Annotated in this window: 19 protein-coding genes and 1 riboswitch; of the genes, 14 read left to right on the plus strand and 5 right to left on the minus strand. The window is 38.6% G+C overall.

Features of this window, described 5'->3' with window-relative positions:
- Positions 1–24: 24 nt before the first annotated feature.
- On the minus strand, positions 25–2,088 hold the full coding sequence (locus AC0VYC_RS01250) for a thioredoxin domain-containing protein (RefSeq protein ID WP_475389207.1): 2,064 nt from the start codon (positions 2,086–2,088) through the stop codon (positions 25–27).
- Between the two features lie 1,151 nt (positions 2,089–3,239).
- Here AC0VYC_RS01250 and AC0VYC_RS01255 point away from each other — a divergent pair.
- Both AC0VYC_RS01255 and AC0VYC_RS01260 read left to right on the plus strand, forming a co-directional pair.
- Positions 3,240–5,084 (plus strand): AAA family ATPase, encoded by a 1,845-nt coding sequence (locus tag AC0VYC_RS01255; protein ID WP_475389209.1) that lies wholly within the window; start codon positions 3,240–3,242, stop codon positions 5,082–5,084.
- Positions 5,062–5,961 (plus strand): hypothetical protein, encoded by a 900-nt coding sequence (locus AC0VYC_RS01260; RefSeq protein ID WP_268414125.1) that lies wholly within the window; start codon positions 5,062–5,064, stop codon positions 5,959–5,961. Before AC0VYC_RS01255 ends, AC0VYC_RS01260 begins: the two co-directional genes overlap by 23 nt.
- 388 nt (positions 5,962–6,349) lie before the next feature.
- Here the strand turns inward: AC0VYC_RS01260 and fabF are convergent, their stop codons facing one another.
- Positions 6,350–7,582, minus strand: a complete 1,233-nt coding sequence (gene fabF, locus AC0VYC_RS01265) for a beta-ketoacyl-ACP synthase II (RefSeq protein ID WP_178896782.1) — start codon at positions 7,580–7,582, stop codon at positions 6,350–6,352.
- Between the two features lie 103 nt (positions 7,583–7,685).
- Here fabF and AC0VYC_RS01270 point away from each other — a divergent pair, with 103 nt between their 5' ends.
- Together AC0VYC_RS01270 and AC0VYC_RS01275 are read left to right on the plus strand one after the other, a co-directional pair.
- Entirely contained in the window at positions 7,686–8,522 is an 837-nt protein-coding gene (locus AC0VYC_RS01270) for a helix-turn-helix transcriptional regulator (RefSeq protein WP_008359338.1), read from the plus strand.
- A 196-nt stretch (positions 8,523–8,718) separates the two neighbouring features.
- A complete protein-coding gene (locus tag AC0VYC_RS01275) occupies positions 8,719–8,928 on the plus strand; it encodes a hypothetical protein (protein WP_217967596.1) in 210 nt (69 codons plus the stop codon).
- A 145-nt stretch (positions 8,929–9,073) separates the two neighbouring features.
- On the opposite strand, the gene AC0VYC_RS01280 is transcribed toward AC0VYC_RS01275, so the two are convergent.
- Complete coding sequence (locus tag AC0VYC_RS01280; RefSeq protein ID WP_217967595.1) at positions 9,074–9,580, minus strand: hypothetical protein; 507 nt, start codon at positions 9,578–9,580, stop codon at positions 9,074–9,076.
- Positions 9,581–9,698: 118 nt separating this feature from the next.
- Between AC0VYC_RS01280 and AC0VYC_RS01285 the strand changes: the two genes are divergently transcribed.
- From AC0VYC_RS01285 to AC0VYC_RS01330, 10 genes are all read left to right on the plus strand, one after another.
- On the plus strand, positions 9,699–10,013 hold the full coding sequence (locus tag AC0VYC_RS01285) for an ArsR/SmtB family transcription factor (protein WP_008343888.1): 315 nt from the start codon (positions 9,699–9,701) through the stop codon (positions 10,011–10,013).
- Between the two features lie 83 nt (positions 10,014–10,096).
- A complete protein-coding gene (locus AC0VYC_RS01290) occupies positions 10,097–10,525 on the plus strand; it encodes a DMT family transporter (RefSeq protein ID WP_008343887.1) in 429 nt (142 codons plus the stop codon).
- Between the two features lie 13 nt (positions 10,526–10,538).
- Complete coding sequence (locus AC0VYC_RS01295) at positions 10,539–11,003, plus strand: DMT family transporter (RefSeq protein ID WP_138278038.1); 465 nt, start codon at positions 10,539–10,541, stop codon at positions 11,001–11,003.
- 122 nt (positions 11,004–11,125) lie between these two features.
- Entirely contained in the window at positions 11,126–11,386 is a 261-nt protein-coding gene (locus AC0VYC_RS01300; protein ID WP_003217059.1) for a metal-sensitive transcriptional regulator, read from the plus strand.
- A gap of 126 nt (positions 11,387–11,512) precedes the next feature.
- The gene (locus AC0VYC_RS01305; RefSeq protein WP_008343885.1) at positions 11,513–11,995 is read left to right on the plus strand and encodes a DsrE/DsrF/DrsH-like family protein; all 483 of its coding nucleotides are present in this window, start codon (positions 11,513–11,515) and stop codon (positions 11,993–11,995) included.
- A 14-nt stretch (positions 11,996–12,009) separates the two neighbouring features.
- Complete coding sequence (locus AC0VYC_RS01310) at positions 12,010–12,372, plus strand: rhodanese-like domain-containing protein (protein WP_475389214.1); 363 nt, start codon at positions 12,010–12,012, stop codon at positions 12,370–12,372.
- A 46-nt stretch (positions 12,373–12,418) separates the two neighbouring features.
- Positions 12,419–12,979 (plus strand): sulfurtransferase TusA family protein, encoded by a 561-nt coding sequence (locus tag AC0VYC_RS01315; RefSeq protein ID WP_024719146.1) that lies wholly within the window; start codon positions 12,419–12,421, stop codon positions 12,977–12,979.
- Between the two features lie 15 nt (positions 12,980–12,994).
- On the plus strand, positions 12,995–14,122 hold the full coding sequence (locus AC0VYC_RS01320; protein WP_475389216.1) for an MBL fold metallo-hydrolase: 1,128 nt from the start codon (positions 12,995–12,997) through the stop codon (positions 14,120–14,122).
- 34 nt (positions 14,123–14,156) lie between these two features.
- On the plus strand, positions 14,157–14,387 hold the full coding sequence (locus AC0VYC_RS01325; protein ID WP_008343881.1) for a sulfurtransferase TusA family protein: 231 nt from the start codon (positions 14,157–14,159) through the stop codon (positions 14,385–14,387).
- 58 nt (positions 14,388–14,445) lie between these two features.
- Positions 14,446–15,222, plus strand: coding sequence for a sulfite exporter TauE/SafE family protein (locus AC0VYC_RS01330; RefSeq protein WP_475389218.1), 777 nt, complete (start codon positions 14,446–14,448; stop codon positions 15,220–15,222).
- 52 nt (positions 15,223–15,274) lie between these two features.
- Here AC0VYC_RS01330 and AC0VYC_RS01335 read toward each other — a convergent pair whose 3' ends face one another.
- Both AC0VYC_RS01335 and proS read right to left on the minus strand, forming a co-directional pair.
- Entirely contained in the window at positions 15,275–15,451 is a 177-nt protein-coding gene (locus AC0VYC_RS01335) for a hypothetical protein (RefSeq protein WP_017358723.1), read from the minus strand.
- A 308-nt stretch (positions 15,452–15,759) separates the two neighbouring features.
- A complete protein-coding gene (gene proS / locus AC0VYC_RS01340; protein ID WP_041091701.1) occupies positions 15,760–17,193 on the minus strand; it encodes a proline--tRNA ligase in 1,434 nt (477 codons plus the stop codon).
- A gap of 400 nt (positions 17,194–17,593) precedes the next feature.
- A riboswitch (purine riboswitch) is annotated at positions 17,594–17,693 on the plus strand.
- The last annotated feature ends 65 nt before the right edge of the window (positions 17,694–17,758 follow it).

Raw genomic sequence — 17,758 nt, forward strand, 5'->3', positions numbered from 1 at the left:
TTCTCATAGTCATCATATGACAGCTCAAGTTTGGAATAATTGTTCCATCGCTTCGTCGAGATTGGTGATCGGCTGGCGGCAGCTGTAGTTTTCACAAATATAGACCGTCGTGCTGTCGTTGATCGTTTTGTAATCTTTTGCAAAAGGTGCGAGCCTTGCTAATTCTTGCCCTGTTTCGGCAGTTAGAATGAGATCAAATGGCATGAATCGTTTTTGCAATGCTTGTAGAAGCTGTTCTTTTTGCGGATCGCCCTTTTTCCCGAGAATAATGATTTCTCGTTTTACGGCATATTGGCTTAATAGTCCTTGTAAAAAGGCGGTATGTCCGCTTGGATAGGAAGAGACATCGACGTAAAAGGCGCTGAACATCTTCTCTAGTGTTTCGATCCAGTCTTGACGTCCGATCATTCTGCTTAGTTTCAGAAGCTGTTGGAGTGCAGTACTGTTACCAGACGGCATGGCCCCGTCGTATACTTCTTTTTCACGAACGATAAGCGCTTCTGCATCTGAGCCTGAGAAGAAAAAGCCCCCGATTTGTTCATCCCAAAACAGTTCAAACATATTTTCAGCAGCGGCTCTGGCTTTTGTCAGCCAATCTAGGTCAAAGGTCGCTTCGTATAAAGACATATACGCTGTGAGCATGTGAGCATAATCTTCGATAAAGCCTAGATGCTTTACGTCCCCTTCCCTATAGCGGACCATGAGGCGTCCCTGTTGAACGAGCTGTGTTTCGAGAAAAGACATTGCCTGTTTTGCCATGCAGATGGCTTCTTCTTCATGAAAGACACTCCCTGCTTTGGCAAGTGCGGAAATCATCAGCGCATTCCACGAGGTGAGTACTTTGTCATCGATTAGCGGTGCAGGCCGCTGCTGTCTTACAGTGAGTAAGATGTGTCGAGCGGATTGCAGTTTGGAATGAAGGGTTTTGTCGTCGATTGAAAAAGCTGCTTTGATGTCATCAAATGAGGTGGAAATGGTATGAGGGATGTTCTGTCCTTCAAAGTTCCCTTCCTCTGTGATGTGGTAGACCGCACAAAATAAAGTGCCGAGGTCATCGCCTAAATGGGTCATGATCTCCTCTTTTGTCCAAACGTAATATTGCCCTTCCTTTCCTTCTGAATCGGCATCGATTGCCGAATAAAAAGAGCCGTCACGATTCATCATGTCTCGTTTGATAAATTGAATGAGGTCTTGGACAAGCTTTTCGTACTCAGGGTGTTGAGTGATTTGATAGGCTTCGGTGTAGGCATTTATCAGCAAGGCGTTATCATACAGCATCTTTTCAAAATGCGGCACAAGCCATTTTTCATCTGTTGAATATCGAGTAAATCCAGAACCAATATGATCATAAATACCGCCTTTTGCCATACCGTTTAACGTTTTTGTGACAGCATATAACGCATTTTCTTGCCCTGTCCATTCAAAATAGCGCATGAGAAACGTGAGCATATGAGGCGCAGGAAATTTAGGCGCAGAACCGAAGCCGCCATACAGCGTATCAAAGCTGCTCATGAGCTGATAATAGGCTTTGTGAATCGACTCCTGAGTGAGCGTATTTTCTGTCTGCCCTGCTGCCTTGATCCGCAGATTATTTGTTGCCTTTTCTGCCAATGATTCAATATGATCTCGGTCGTTGTGATACGCATCCAGCAATTGCGTCAGTGCTTCAATGAAGCCAGGACGGCCGTAAGCACTTCTTTTTGGAAAATAAGTCCCCGCATAAAACGGCTTTTGATAAGGCGTGACAAACACGTTCAACGGCCAGCCGCCTTGCCCCGTCATCATCTGACAAACGGACATATACATCGAGTCAATATCTGGACGCTCCTCACGATCGACTTTGATTGAAATGAAATGCTCGTTTAGGATGTCAGCGACTTGTTGATCTTCAAAGCTTTCGTGTGCCATGACGTGGCACCAGTGACAAGTGGCATAGCCGATGCTGACAAGCAAAGGCTTGTTTTCTTTTTTTGCTTTATCAAATGCTTCTTTTCCCCATGGATACCAGTGTACTGGGTTGTGGGCGTGTTGAAGGAGGTAGGGTGATTTTTCCGTGATGAGTGGGTTGGGTGTTTGGTTGTTTGGCATGGGTCACCTGCTCTTTTAATTAATTAACTTCGAAATTGTTGTATGAAGGAAAGTGAATTCTAGAGTTTAATACTTAAAGCCTATATCTTGCCTGATAAACGATGTTTTACGTCTCGATAATCTCTGTATGTTCTTTTAAAACTTATATTATTTTGGGATGTTGTCTTACAAATATCAAAGAATAGTCGATTTCATCAAATTCTTGTTAGAAGGAAAATCTAAAGTTCCATGTTTAAGGGAAAAAATGAGCATCAATATCTGTTTTAATGTTGAGAGAATATAATCGAGTCCATTTGTTCGGTGATTGTAAAAACACAGTATTTATGCATGAGCAAAAATGGTGTAATCATTTATTTACTCGTTTAAATTTCGTTCTTTTGTGAAGATACCAATTTAATCTGTGCTCTGATAATTTTATTAATCATAAAATTAAAACTAATATGAGGTATTTAGAATAGGCAAAATCAGCATGTATCATCTTTGTAATCTTTCAGGAGGTGCTTCTGAATTGGATGCTGTCAAATTAAAACAGATTTATACCTCCACATTGAGCATTGTAACATGACGTTTAAAAGACATAACCTCTGTTACACATTTTTTGAAAGTTAAATGCCCCTTGCCTGCATATATGTGTCTATATTAAGAAAATTATGCAACTCTTAAAATATAAAAAAACTTGCTGTAGAATACTTCTGCAGTATCTAGATTATGATTTAGAGGTGCGTAATGTCTTTAACCTGCTATAAACCTTTTGCTAATCATCGATTGACTTCTTAATGAAAACGTATTTCTCTAAATTTAAAGTATATCTTGAGAATTATAAGTGCACATAATATTTTTGAAATAAATTTCTTTGAAAATATATCTCTACAATGCTATGGCATGTACTGATTTATATTAGAAATCATTTAAGCAGTTTTGATGATATTTACAAACGCAAAAAGGGTGCAATAATAAATAGTAATTTTACTTTATGGTCAACTGTACGTAGTATTACTTAAATAAATTAAGTAGAAATATCTCACTCCAAAAACAGTTAGACTTTTAATAGGTTTTATAATAGGATATTTATGTAAACAAAAGTGGTTGTTCTGAAAATACTTTAATATAATAATTAACCTTACTTTACAAACACAGTCGGAGGAAATTATATGGAGCTTATTTATGTATGGGTCGATAAATACCGTAATATTAATAATATGGGTTTTAATTTATCACCAAGGTTTAATGTTGATTTTAATAAACAATTAGATGCCACTTCTTCAATACTTACAATTCAAGAAATTAATAAGAATCCCAAGTTATTTGAACAAAAAATAGATAACATAACTGGAATAATTGGGAAAAATGGGAGTGGTAAGACAAATATATTAGATCTTGTTGGAGCAAAGCGCTATGATCGTTCAAGTCTAAGCAACAATAAAAAAATAAAATATTTTTTTATTTATCATTTAGAAAGTAATAAATTTGCAATTGAAGGAAGTGACTTTGATTATATTAAGGACTATGTTGAAGAATATTCAATTAGCGGTAATCGAAATCATATCTCTGAACCATATAGTATTATTGTTGAAAAGCAAGAAAATAAGTTGTTTTATAAAGGTTTTTTACAAGATGATCAGGAAATAGATTATAAGGATAATATAAATTTTTTCAGTTTCCGTCATAATGATACTAGTAACGTAAACCGGCATCACCGAAGTATGATAATTGAGAACGAACCTTCACATCTATTTAATAGAATAAATTTAAATAAAAAAAACACTGGTTACTCAGCCATATATCAAATGATTATTGACCTTCAAAAAGAAGTAGATAATACAGAAGAAAGAAATTTTATGTTTAATTTTAGAAATAATATATATCTTACAATTTCACCGCATATGCATGTTAATGACGATGTAAAGCTAGAATTAGAAAAAGGATTTGAAAATGATTTTTTTAATATGACTAATGAAACTGGTATTAAATTTAATGAAAAACAAGACTTTATCAATCTATTTTTATATAAATTATGCCATTCTTTAGTATCGCAATTTTTTATCTTACCCAAAATGGAAACTAAACTTTTAAATATAATTAGTAATATAAAAAATTTCCAAGTCGAGGAAGATGATTATTATAGTTATTATAAAAAAATTATTGCTTTAATTTTAAAATATAATGAATATGGAATGCAAATTATTGAGATCATAGAAAGTTATATTAAATGTATCTCAGAATTTGATCCAGTGTGGTTTAATAGAGACAATATAATTATCCCTCTAAATAATGTTAAATATAATGAATCAATTAATAAATTCCTTGAATTATTTGATAGTTTAAACTTTATGAGCGAACAGATACAATCAGTTATAAAAGTTTTTTCTCTTGATTTTCATCCATTCAGTGCTGGTGAAGAAGCACTTTTATCTTTGTTTTCTGCTCTTCATTATGGTTTAAGTTTAGACTACAATACAAATAAGGATAAAGCTATTATTCTATTAGATGAACCAGATAGCTTTATGCACCCAGAATGGAGTCGATTATTGATTAATGAATTAACTTCCTTTTTGAATAGATTAGAAAATGGCTATCGAAATTACCATTTAATTATAACTACCCATTCACCTTTCATCATATCAGATCTTCCTAAGGAAAATATAATTGCCCTAGAAAAGGATATTTCAACTGGTTTATGTCAACAAATATCTATTGAAGATTCTTTTGCATCTAATATACATACCCTACTTGCACGCGATTTTTTTATGACAAGTACTATTGGAGAGTTTGCTAAATATAAAATTAATAAAACTATTAGTTTATTAAACAAGGGGCATCTCACGCCAAATGAAAAAGAAGAAACAGATTATATCATTAGTATTATTGGAGAACCTCTAATAAAAAATAAATTAAAGGTTATGTCTGAAAAAGCTTTTGATAAAGAAAAAACAATTCAGAAACTAAAGGCTCGCATAATGGAGTTGGAAAACGATGATATCAATAACAAACAGTAATTTACCAACGATAGCACAAGAACATTTCAATTGCATCAAGAATCATTTAGATAATCCACGCACAAAATTTACTTATCAGGATATTGATAACTGGTTTAGAAGAAATGGATCTAATTTATCATTTGAGGAAGTTATCCTTGCAGATATGAAGGAATTACCTCGGATTAAAAATGCCTATTATGGTAGTAATATTAGTGACGAGATTAAGTATCTTAAAGACCGCCTTTATAGTAAGTATTTCGCTAATTCTTCGAAGTACTTAATTGATACAGAGTATAATGCTGCTAAATTAGTGCAAAAAATCGGAATAATAGTCTGCCCTTATTGCAATAGGAATTTTATTAATAATGTTACTTATTCAGATCGTGGGCTTAAAAGAACAAGTCAGATGGATCATTATTATTGTAAAGAGAATTACCCTTTTTTAGCAATGTCTTTTTATAACCTTGTCCCATCTTGTCCAAGTTGTAATCATATTAAAAGTAATAAATCTATTTATTTATCTCCTTATAATAAACGCTTCAAATCTAGCGACTTGCTCCATTTCAATTTTAAAATAAAATCAATTGAATTTATTAAAGATGCAAGCCAGTTAGAAATTACTTTAATATCTTCGAATAAAAGAATGATCAGCAATATCGAAACTTTAAAGATCGATTCTCAATATAGAATACATAAAGATGTTGTACAAGAAATTTTTAAAAAAAAGCTCATATATACTGAGGTAAAGTTAAGTGAGATTAAAAACGACTTTAAGGGGCTTTTTACTAATGAAGAAGATATGAAAAGGACTATTTTTGGGAATTATTTAGAAGAAATTGATTTTCATAGAAGACCACTTTCTAAGTTTACAAGTGACATTTATAATGATATTTGATTAATAATTTAATGACAATAAAGAGTGAGATAATGGAAGACTTCTAATTATCACATTATAATAATTGATGAATAGCTTAAGCCAATCCTCCGCTTAATTTGATCAATCTTGTCTAACTTATTATAAAGATGATAGGATTTACTTCGAATTATAAAGAATTGTCAGATTAATTGGTTCAACGATTAAAAATACTTGATTTTTCCGTGATGAGTGGGTTGGTTGTTTGGCATGGGTCACCTTCTTTCTAAATGTTTTTTAGTATTTTCTTTTCTCCATTTAATATATCAGATTGCTGAGGCTCGTCATATTTTGTCTGTGAGGTATTCCCATCATAAAAAAACAAGGGCTATAAACCCTTGTTTTGTCATTATTTCACCTTTTCACTACTTCAATCGTAATGTTTTAACAAGATGGCTGAATTATGTCCTCCAAAACCAAAAGAATTGGATAGCCCATATTTCAATGGAAGCTGTCTCGCTTCTAATACAACATCTAAATTGCAATCTGGATCTTGTTTCTCTACATTAATAGTTGGCGGAATCATTCCTCGTCTCAAACTTTCCACTAAAGCAATCGCTTCTACTCCGCCTGCAGCACCAAACATGTGCCCAGTCATTGACTTGTTCGCAGTTGTTGGAATTTCACCTGAACGATCACCAAATAATTTCTTAATGGCTAGAACTTCTGAACGATCACCTACTTGTGTACTTGTTGCATGAGCACTAATAACATCGATTTCACTTGTTGATATATCTGCACTTCTCAATGCTTTCTTCATGGCTAAGTAGGCACCCCTACCTTCTGGGTGTGAAGCGACCATATGATGTGCATCTGAACTAGCCCCGTATCCCACTACTTCACATAATATCGGCGCATCTCTAAGAATTGCGTTGTCTAATGATTCTAATACTAAGATACCTGCGCCTTCACTCATAACAAAGCCATCTCTATCTGTATCGAATGGACGGCTAGCTCGACTTGGGTCTTGGTTTCTAGTAGAAAGTGCATGTGCGTTTCCAAAACTAGCCAAAGATATCTGGTTGACGGCAGCTTCTGCTCCACCGGCAAATATAATATCTGCTTCATCATTTCGGATCGCATTGAAAGCTTCACCAATAGAAGTGTTCCCGATAGAACAAGCTGTGACTGGTGACAATGATGGCCCTTGTGCGCCTAATTTAATGCTGATTTGGGCCGCAGCTGCATTTGAAATCATCATGGGGACAAGGCTAGGGCTTACTCTCGATGGACCTCGTTTATCTAATACATTCACCTGATCAACAAGCGATTGTATGCCCCCGATTCCTGAACCAACATATACGCCTAAACGTTCAAGATCTACTTGATCTAACTGTAATTGCGAATGTTCTAATGCTTGTTCGGCTGCTGCTAAGGCAAACTGACTAAAACGATCTAATCGTTTTGCTTCTTTTCTCCCTAATATTTCATCTGCATCGAAATCACGAACGATTCCAGCTATTTTTGTTTTATAATCAGTCGTATCAAAAGAATCAATGAGAGATATTCCCGATTGTCCTTGAACTAGTTGATTCCAAAAGCTATCTATATCATTTCCAAGTGGAGAAATAACTCCCATTCCAGTAATGACAACTCTTTTCATGATCATTCCCTCCTTGTTTTTATTAACTTTAGCCATTGTGTTATCCTATTACAAGTTGTTGTTTATCCTAGTATAATGAATAATATTTTAAAGGGTGATCATATTGAAACCTGAAACAAGACTTCAAGCATTATCAGAATTTCTAAAAAACCAACGTTCAAAAATCACGCCTCAAATGGTTGGTTTACCTGTAGGAACCCGCAGAAGAACACCAGGGCTCAGAAGAGAAGAAGTGGCTCAACTAGCCGGTGTGAGTCTTACTTGGTATACATGGTTAGAGCAAGGCAGGGATATAAAAGTATCTACTTCGGTATTAGATGCGATTTCTAGTGCATTACAATTAAATAACGATGAAAGGAGATATTTGTACGCTTTAGCGTTAGAGGAAGGTGTGAAACAATCCTATATCATTGAGAATGAGAAGGAAATCAGTCCGGCTTTAGTGAAAATTTTGCAGGAACTTCGTTATTGCCCAACAATTATATCTGATAGAAGAAGTCAGATTGTTGGGTGGAATCAAGCAGCAGCTAATGTATTTTTGGACTTTGAACAAATCATCCCGGCAGAAAGAAATATCATCCGCTTACTATTCGCAAGAAAGGAATTTAAAAGTTTAGCCGTGAATTGGGAGCATTTTGTAAGAGGATATATCGCCATATTTAGAACGTATTATGGACAGTATGTGGCGGATGACTGGTATGAGCAATTTATAGAAGAAATGGAGCAGGCATATCCTGAGTTTCGTAAAATATGGAATGAAAATGAGATCAGTTATGCACCTGAAGTATTAATTGAATTTCGTCATGCTAAGGTAGGGAAAATGTTGTTTAATCTCACTTCATTACAAGTGTATGGGGATACTGATTTAAGATGCAGTGTCTATACTCCAGTTGAGGATACTGAAACGGAGCTTAAGTTGAAACGTTTAATTGAAGGGTAGCTATTATTTGGAGAGAAGAATAGATTTGAGGTATCCTTCCATGTTCAGAAAGTAAATAAATTAGGTATTTATGATAGAAATTATTTCTTTACTTCTTAAAACTTAATCATGACATTTAGCTTCTTCGGATATCGCTGTTTGAGACATGCCGCCTATTCGCTTATCTAGTTCAAAATAATATGAAAGGAGAGATAAAATGGATTATGTTTATCAGAAAAAGGAGAAGAAAAACGGTAATTGTGTTATTTCCGTTAGAGATAGATGGGAGAATTCAATAATTGAATTTGAAAAAAAGCAACATCATATTGATAAAGTGGTTAATTACCGTAATGCTAAGACTACGAAGTATTCAATACCAATAGACATTTGTGAAAAAGTTTACGATGATTTGCAAAGAGGTAATTGAGGGGATTTTGGTTCTTTCAACTACCTCCGTGTTACATTTATATTCGCTTTTCTATTCATAACTTCAATTTATCTTTGCTTAACCAAGGTTACGCTTCTACAATCTCTAATAACACAGCATTTTGATGTAACTTGTCAATTCTCCACTACCTCTTCACTAGTACATATTGTAAGTTTTCTAATTCAAACATATCAATCAGTTCATCAATCCCTTTAAAATCGATATGTTTTCCAAACCGTCTTGTGCTTAGGTCAATTTCTACATCCAATTGATCGTCCTTTTCTTTCATTTCGAGTTCATTTAGACAAGAATAGATTTCGATGGTTTCTCCTTTTGACAGCTCTTTTTCAATGAATTTAAAAAGTGCACGAAGAGAATGAATGATGTCTAATTCATAAACAAAAGGGTGCGTGAATTTGTTTCTTACCGCTTCATTGACGGGATCTAGATAATCAATGTGAATGCCTTCGAAATCCTCTTCTGTTTCAAATACTTCTATCAAAAGATCATCTTTTTGATAGATTTTGGGCTTTTTTTGTTTTTTATCAAACATGCTGATATTGAGTTCAGAGAATGGTTTATAGGTAGGATTTTGACCAATGGTACCAAGCGGCAGTTCTTTGTTTGATCCAATATAATGCTGTAAAGTCATGGGTTGCCCTCTTTCCTTGAAATATTCCTTATAGCGTTGATTATTTCCTTTTTACCAATTTAGAGGTGAATATGCAATGGCTTGACATATCGGTATTTCTAGATATACAATGTCTGCCATGGAACCTATTGATGTGTTTAAGGCATTATCGAATGAAACAAGGTTGAATATTTTAAAGTGGCTCAAGGAACCAGAGAAGCATTTTCCTAAGCAAGGCGCTCATTTACCGAAGGAGGTTAGTTATAAGGGGGGCGTTTGTGTTGGGGATATTCAAGAAAAGGCGCAAATTTCTCAATCAACGGTCTCTAGCTACTTACATTTGATGCAAAAGGCTGGTCTGCTTGAATCGGTACGGCATGGACAATGGACATACTATAGACGAAATGAAGAATTTATCCAACAGATCGGACAATATATGAAAACAGAGATCTAAAGGATGTGTGATTTCTGTTTTTTTCTATTCTATATATCTGTTTATCTAGATATATAAATATATGAATCAAAGGAGATTTAATGATGCGTTTAATTTTTTATGTGCTTGCACTATTAGCGGGTGCGGCACTTAGTTTTGAAGGAGCCATCTATGCGGAGCTTGGGAAGTCGATCGGACAGTTAGAAACGAGTTTTTATAACTTTTTTGTCGGTTCAATTATTATGGGGCTATTGTGGCTCTTTTTTGGCAAAGGTGACCTTTCCTATACGTTGAAGGCACCAAAATGGTCACTGCTTGGCGGAGCGATGGGGGTTGTGTATTTAACGTCTATTGTGGTGAGTGTTCCATTCGTTGGTGTGGGGGTAACGATGGTCGCTGTCATTATTGGTCAGCTGTTGATGAGTATGGTGATTGAGCATTTTGGCTGGCTTGGGAGTCAGAGAACAAGAGTAAACAAAGAGAAGGTATTTGCGGTCATTTCGATGATCATTGCCCTTATTCTTATTCATTAGGAGGAAAGTCGATATGGCATTATTGTTAATTTTATTTACTTTAATCGGAGGCATTACGTTAAGTGCGCAATCTTCCATAAACGGTACGTTTAGCAGGAGAGCGGGTACGATTGAAACGACCTTTTTGACCTTTTTAACGGGTACGATGTTTTTAACCATTCTGATTTTATTCTTTGGGAGCGGCCATCTGTTGAATCTCTTGCATGCGCCGAAGTGGCAGTTGAGTGCGGCTTTTCTTGGAACGGCTTATTTAATTCTGACAGTGATCGCTGTTCCGAAAATCGGTGTCATTGCTGCGAATATTGCGGGGATTGCTGGGCAGCTTGTCATTGGAATGGTCATTGATCATTTTGGCTGGTTCCATAGCTTGGTGATTTCACTTGATCTCAAACGCATATTGGCATTGTTCTTTATGCTGATCGCTCTTTATTTTATTTACAAAGGAAATAAGCGCTCTCGAGAGGAAGCGAGTGCTTAAAGAGAACGGGCTGCTGCGACATTTGCTCTCAGCAGCTCTTTTATACTGATTCATCATGTTTGACTAAATACCTATCAGGGTATACTATCTGATCATAGGGAAAAGGGAAAGGAGTGTTAAACGTGGAGTATAATCAGCAGATGAAGAACCGTCTTCGCCGGATTGAGGGACAGATTAAAGGGGTTCTTGCGATGATGGAGCAGGGAAAGGATTGCCGTGAAGTGGTGACGCAGCTATCTGCATCACGCAATGCCATTGATCGTGCAATGGGTGTGATTGTGAGTACAAATCTTGAGCAATGTGTCCGTGAAAGTCTTGAACAAGGCAAGGATACAGAGGGGCTTGTCAAAGAAGCGGTTGAGCTCTTGGTGAAAAGCCGGTAAGAAATTCCTCAGCCTTTGGAGGTTGACGAATTTTTTTACTTGTTATAATATACCCTTACCGGTATGTGTATATATTTTTTTGCTTTTGGTATACCCCCATGGGTAACTGATATAAGGAGGAGCATGATGGAAGAACAAAAGAAACGAACAACAATTGTTTTATTTAGTGGAGATTATGATAAAGCGATGGCCGCTTATATTATTGCAAATGGCGCAGCAGCTTATGATCACGAGGTGACTATTTTTCATACTTTTTGGGGGCTGAATGCCTTGCGTAAGGAAGAGATGGTGCCACTGAAGAAGGGATTTTTAGAAAAAATGTTTGGCAAAATGATGCCGCGTGGCGCTGATCGAATGGGGCTGTCAAAGATGAATTTTGCAGGAATGGGACCGAAGATGATCAAGCATGTGATCAATAAACACAATGCCATGACCCTGCCGCAGCTTATTGATATGGCAAAGGAACAAGAGATCAATCTCGTGGCATGTACGATGACGATGGATCTCTTAGGGCTACAGGAGAATGAATTACTAGCAGACATTCAATATGCCGGTGTGGCAGCGTATTTAGCAGAGGCAGAAATCGGGAATGTGAACTTATTTATCTAGGGGGGTGTCCATACATGATTCAAATGCTTTTGCTCATTATTGTGATCGCTTTGCTTGTGAGCCGTTTTCTTCCCGTACGGGGTGTGAAACAAATGGACGCAGCTCATCTGAAACCTAAATTGCATAGTCGGCATCAACAGCTGATAGACGTGCGATCACCTTTAGAATTTCAAACAAATCATATAAAAGGCTTTCAAAATATCCCCTTACCACAGTTAAGGAATCGAGCGCATGAGCTTGAGAAAGACAAAGAAGTGTATGTGATCTGCCAGAGCGGGATGAGAAGTATGCAGGCGGCTAAATTGTTAAAAAAACAGGGATTTACCCACATTACGAATATCAAGGGTGGCATGAATGCTTGGCGATTAAAGGTATAAATAGGCTTTAAAATATACCCCCACCCCTATAAAAGGAGGAAAAACAATGCAGCAACCAACAGCAATTCTAGATGCAAAAGGATTGGCATGCCCAATGCCCATTGTCAAAACGAAAAAACAAATGAATGAGCTCTTGCCAGGAGATGTGCTTGAAGTGCAAGCAACCGATAAAGGGTCTACAGCGGATTTAGCAGCTTGGTCAAAAAGCGCCGGTCATGAATTTTTAGGAACAAAAGTAGAAGGACAGGTGCTTCATCATTTGATTCGTAAAGGCGGAGCGAAACAGGAGGAGGAGCAGTCAATGATTTCGGAAATGTCGTTGAACATGTTTCAACAGAAGGTAAAAGAAGATCAGTCATTGTTTATTTTAGATGTACGAGAGCCAGATGAATACGAAGCGGGTCATATTCCAGGAGCTGTTCACATCCCTCTCGGTGAGGTGGAACAACGTGCTGAAGAATTGAACCGAGAGACGCTCATTTACCTCATCTGTCATTCAGGCAGAAGAAGTGAATTAGCCGCACAAAAGTTAAAAGAAAAAGGATTTCATCAATTGATCAATGTAGTGCCAGGCATGAACAGCTGGACAGGAGAGATTGAAAAATAGGAGCTGAATGAACCAATGACTGTAAAAGCAATGACAGCAGAACAGTTAACAAAAAAGATCATCAACAAAGAGCCGATCTTTTTGTTGGATGTACGAAACGAATCAGATGTGCAGGACTGGAAAATTGAAGGGAAAGCCGTTGAATATTTAAATGTGCCTTACTTTGAGCTTCTTGATGGCGTAGAGGATATGGTGGAGAACATACCGGATGACCTAGATGTACTGGTCGTTTGTGCGAAAGAAGGCTCTTCTATTATGGTGGCAGAGATGCTGTCAGAGGCAGGTAGAACGGTCCATTATTTGCAAGGCGGCATGAAGGCATGGAGTGAGCATTTAGAGCCAGTGAAGATCGGTGATTTAACTGGGGGTGGAGAGTTGTACCAATTTGTGCGAATGGGCAAGGGGTGCTTGTCCTATATGATCATGTCGAATGGGGAAGCTGCGATTATTGATGCGGCTAGAATGACGGAGGTCTATACGCAATTTGCTAAAAAACATCAAGTCACGGTGACGCATGTGTTTGATACGCACCTTCATGCGGACCATATATCTGGCGGGAAAAAGCTGTCTGAACTGACTGGTGCTATCTATTGGCTACCGCCAAAAGACGCCGAAGAGGTGACATTTGATTACAAACACCTTGAAGAAGGACAGCGTGTGACGATTGGAGCGACGGAGATTGAGATTCATGCCCTTTATTCACCGGGCCATACGATTGGTTCAACCTCTTTTATCGTAGACGGCCGTTACCTCCTTTCAGGTGATATTTTGTTCATTGATTCGATCGGAAGACCTGACCTAGCCGGTATGGCGGAGGACTGGGTAGGTGATTTGAGAGAAACCCTTTATACACGATATACGGCGCTTTCGGCAGAATTGATTGTGCTGCCTGCACATTTTATGATCGTGGATGAGCTTAATGAAGACGGAAGCGTTTGGAAGGCGCTAGGCGCTTTGTTTGAAGAAAATCACGGGCTGAACATTGAAGATGAAGACGTATTTAGACAAATGGTCACGCAGCATCTACCTGCACAGCCAAACGCTTATCAAGACATTCGGTCTACCAATATGGGGAAGCTGCATCCAGACGAGGAAGCGCAGCGAGACATGGAAATTGGTCCAAACCGTTGTGCGATTCGATAATGTTCAATAAAATAAAGAAGCGAGGGATGATCAGATGACATCAGATCACATTTTAGACGTAACCGGGCTTGCATGCCCAATGCCGATTATTCGGACGAAGAAAAAAATGAACGACTTGGCAGAAGGCCAAGTATTAGAAATACATGCAACAGATAAAGGGGCCAAAGCTGATTTGGCTGCATGGGCTAAGTCAAGCGGACATGAATTGATCACGCAGACGGATGAAGGGCATGTGCTGAAGTTCTGGGTGAGAAAAGGGTCCTAAAGGGGAGAGGGGTATCTATGAGGGAGCCCCTTTTCCTTTTGCAAAGGAGGAGACCAGCGTGGATTTTGCATTTTTCATTACTTTATTTATCATCGGATTTATTGGTTCCTTCTTATCAGGAATGGTCGGAATAGGAGGATCGGTGATCAACTATCCCATGCTGCTTTATATCCCGCCTCTAGTCGGAGTGATGGCATTATCGGCTCACGAGGTTTCAGGGATTGGTGCCATTCAAGTACTATTTTCGACACTCGGCGGTGTGCTGGCGTATCGAAAAAGCGGATTTTTACATCGACCATTGATTTTATATATGGGGAGCAGTATATTGGCAGGGAGTTTATTAGGCAGCTATTTATCACATTTCCTTCCAGAGAAAGGCATCAATGTAGTCTATGGTCTGCTTGCCATTGTCGCTGTTATTTTAATGCTTGTTCCGAAAAAAGGTCAGCGGGCAGAAGCAGATGGAGAGGTGACCTTTCATAAAGGAATGGCGGCTGGTATTGCCTTTGTGATCGGAAGTGTATCGGGTGTATTAGGTGCAGGCGGTGCCTTTATTTTAGTGCCGGTGATGCTATCGATTCTCAAAATCCCTGTGCGGATGACGATTGCCTCGTCTCTGGCGATTACGTTTCTCTCTGCGATCGGCGCATCGGCTGGGAAAGTGCTGACTGGTCAAGTCATGTTCTTGCCTGCGCTTGTCTTAATGGTAGCCAGTTTGATGGCCGCGCCGATTGGGGCGAAAGTTGGCCAGAAAATCAATGCCGTTTATTTGCAATGGGCGCTTGCCGTGATGATTACAGCCACAGCGATCAAAATCTGGGTGGATTTATTATAAGAAAAAGACCAACAACTGAGAGCAAGGGCTCTTTTCCATGTGTTGGTCTTTTTTATTTCATGTCATCGTGCTCGATATACGTTTCAAGTGCAGGGTGGTACTCTTTTTGATAATGAAGATTGGGGCATGTTTTCACGACTTTGCCTTGCAAGGCATTGGACTTCGAGACATCTAATGCTGTTTTACATTTTGGACAGCGTTCGTTAAAAATTGAGAGCCAGCGCTTCATAGATCACCACTCCAGTTAAAGTCTTAAAAACCGATTATATTAATATGAATTATAGGGGATTGTGTGAAGGAGGTCAATGGACATTTGGCTCTTTTTAACAAAAAAGAAGCATCGTATAAGATGCTTCAGCGTATAGACAAACCCTTGCATTCTTTGTCAGCCTTGCATGCTGGCGCTCATGATTTTTAATTTCGCTCCGCGCAAGTGCTCGTCCTTCCTAGAGTCCAAAGGCTTTCCGTCACGCTGAAAAGAAGACAAAGGGCTAAAATAAAGTTCATTTTAGCCCTTGTCAACAATTTGAAGCATGATTAGTAGGCTTTTGCCCAGAACACCATATCAGAAGCAGGTTTCCCGCAGCAGACACATGTGTCAGAAACGGATTCTTGTTCAAACGGGATACAGCGTGATGTCGCCCCTGTTCTCTCTTTGATGTCGTTTTCGCAGTCTTCATCACCGCACCACATGGCTTTGATCAACCTGTTTTCTTCGGCAAGAAGCTGCTCGATGTCTTCGATTGTGTGGGCGTTTGATGTTTTTTCATGTAATCGTTCTTTTGCTTTTTCGTACATCGTCTGTTGAATGTCTTCAAGCGTGGACGTGATGGTTTGTTCAAGTGCATCTAACGTGACGGCTTGCTTTTCACCTGTGTCTCGTCTTGCGAGCATCACTTGGCCTTTTTCCATATCCTTTGGTCCTACTTCTACGCGTAATGGGATGCCCTGCATTTCGCATTCGTTGAATTTCCAGCCAGGCTGTTTATCACTTGCATCGATGTCAGCACGTGCGATGCGGGCGAGTCGATCCTTTAATTCATAGGCATGATCGAGGACACCTTCTTTATGGGAAGCAATTGGCACAACACGTACTTGGGTTGGCGCAATGTTTGGCGGCAGGACAAGCCCTCTGTCATCGCCATGCACCATGATCATAGCGCCAATGATTCTTGTGGTGAAGCCCCATGATGTTTGTTGGACATGCTCTAATTTTCCTTCTCGATTTAAAAATTCAATGCCAAACGCCTTGGCAAATCCGTTGCCGAAGAAGTGAGAAGTGGCGGTTTGCAGGGCTTTTCCGTCATGCATCAAGCTTTCAACCGTATAGGTGAAGCGAGCGCCAGCGAATTTTTCTTTCTCTGTTTTTCTTCCTTTAATGACAGGGATCGCTAGAAGCTCTTCACAAATAGACGCATAGACATGGAGCATTTTTTCTGTTTCTTCAATCGCTTCTTGCTCAGTCTCGTGACAAGTGTGCCCTTCCTGCCAGAGGAATTCAAGGGTTCTAAGGAATGGACGTGTTGTCTTTTCCCAGCGGACGACATTGGCCCATTGGTTATATAGCTTCGGTAAATCACGATAGGAGTGAATGATGTTTTTATAATGCTCGGCGAACAGCACTTCAGAGGTTGGTCTGACGCAGAGTCTTTCTTGTAATTCCGAATCACCGCCATGTGTCACCCACGCCACTTCAGGAGCAAAGCCTTCGATATGATCCTTTTCTTGCTGGAGAAGGCTTTCTGGGATAAAGAGCGGCATATAGACATTCTCGTGACCCGTTTCTTTGATTTGACGATCAAGTTCGTCGCGAATATTCTCCCAAATTTTAAAACCGTATGGCTGAATAATCATACTGCCTCTAACGCTTGAATAATCGACGAGACGCGCCTTTGTGACAACATCTGTATACCACTGGGCAAAGTCGTCTTCCATGCTTGTAATTTTCTCAACAAATTGTTTCTTTGACATGGTCTTTTTCCTCCTTTTAAAAAAACAAAAAAGCTGTGCTTTAAGTTAGGGACCATTCCTGGTGGTACCACCCTAATTTAAAGCACAGCTTTACACTCGATCATGATAACGGTATGAACCGCTGTATGAAACAGAACTAAATCGGCAGGTTCACTTGAAGATGTCAGTAGGAACTTCTCAGCACCGTTCCCTCTCTGGTAAAGATCGATTCAAGCTACTATTCCAGATCTACGTTGATTCTTGTTCGTTGATTTTTCATCAGTTTACCTGTAAATGGGGGAGAAAGCAAGTTGGTCCGCAAGTTCATTTCATGCCTTTCTGAGGTCGTTTATGTCGAAGAGCCATTGGCAAACATTTTCTATTTTTGCAGCTTGCACGTTATGGAAGGCTATGCTAATATATTTGAAGAAAAAAATAGACTTGTATAACCTCAATAATATGGTTTGAGGGTTTCTACCAGGATCCGATAAATCCTGATTACAAAAGCGCGCTTTCCTTTTTTGTAATCAGGGTTTTTTTGTTTGTCTGCACCCTGTATCAAAAGTGAAAGCCATGATATAGAGAA

The sequence above is a fragment of the Bacillus sp. iso_77 genome (assembly GCF_056173625.1).

Bases quoted from the DNA above. Each gene is read 5' to 3' on its own strand.
- AC0VYC_RS01335 (WP_017358723.1), bottom strand. From the start codon at position 15,451: ATGAAGCGCTGGCTCTCAATTTTTAACGAACGCTGTCCAAAATGTAAA.
- AC0VYC_RS01280 (WP_217967595.1), bottom strand. From the start codon at position 9,580: ATGACTTTACAGCATTATATTGGATCAAACAAAGAACTGCCGCTTGGT.
- AC0VYC_RS01325 (WP_008343881.1), top strand. From the start codon at position 14,157: ATGACATCAGATCACATTTTAGACGTAACCGGGCTTGCATGCCCAATG.
- AC0VYC_RS01315 (WP_024719146.1), top strand. From the start codon at position 12,419: ATGCAGCAACCAACAGCAATTCTAGATGCAAAAGGATTGGCATGCCCA.
- AC0VYC_RS01320 (WP_475389216.1), top strand. From the start codon at position 12,995: ATGACTGTAAAAGCAATGACAGCAGAACAGTTAACAAAAAAGATCATC.
- AC0VYC_RS01275 (WP_217967596.1), top strand. From the start codon at position 8,719: ATGGATTATGTTTATCAGAAAAAGGAGAAGAAAAACGGTAATTGTGTT.
- AC0VYC_RS01260 (WP_268414125.1), top strand. From the start codon at position 5,062: ATGATATCAATAACAAACAGTAATTTACCAACGATAGCACAAGAACAT.
- AC0VYC_RS01255 (WP_475389209.1), top strand. From the start codon at position 3,240: ATGGAGCTTATTTATGTATGGGTCGATAAATACCGTAATATTAATAAT.
- AC0VYC_RS01290 (WP_008343887.1), top strand. From the start codon at position 10,097: ATGCGTTTAATTTTTTATGTGCTTGCACTATTAGCGGGTGCGGCACTT.
- proS (WP_041091701.1), bottom strand. From the start codon at position 17,193: ATGTCAAAGAAACAATTTGTTGAGAAAATTACAAGCATGGAAGACGAC.
- AC0VYC_RS01310 (WP_475389214.1), top strand. From the start codon at position 12,010: ATGATTCAAATGCTTTTGCTCATTATTGTGATCGCTTTGCTTGTGAGC.
- AC0VYC_RS01285 (WP_008343888.1), top strand. From the start codon at position 9,699: ATGGAACCTATTGATGTGTTTAAGGCATTATCGAATGAAACAAGGTTG.
- AC0VYC_RS01305 (WP_008343885.1), top strand. From the start codon at position 11,513: ATGGAAGAACAAAAGAAACGAACAACAATTGTTTTATTTAGTGGAGAT.
- fabF (WP_178896782.1), bottom strand. From the start codon at position 7,582: ATGAAAAGAGTTGTCATTACTGGAATGGGAGTTATTTCTCCACTTGGA.
- AC0VYC_RS01295 (WP_138278038.1), top strand. From the start codon at position 10,539: ATGGCATTATTGTTAATTTTATTTACTTTAATCGGAGGCATTACGTTA.
- AC0VYC_RS01250 (WP_475389207.1), bottom strand. From the start codon at position 2,088: ATGCCAAACAACCAAACACCCAACCCACTCATCACGGAAAAATCACCC.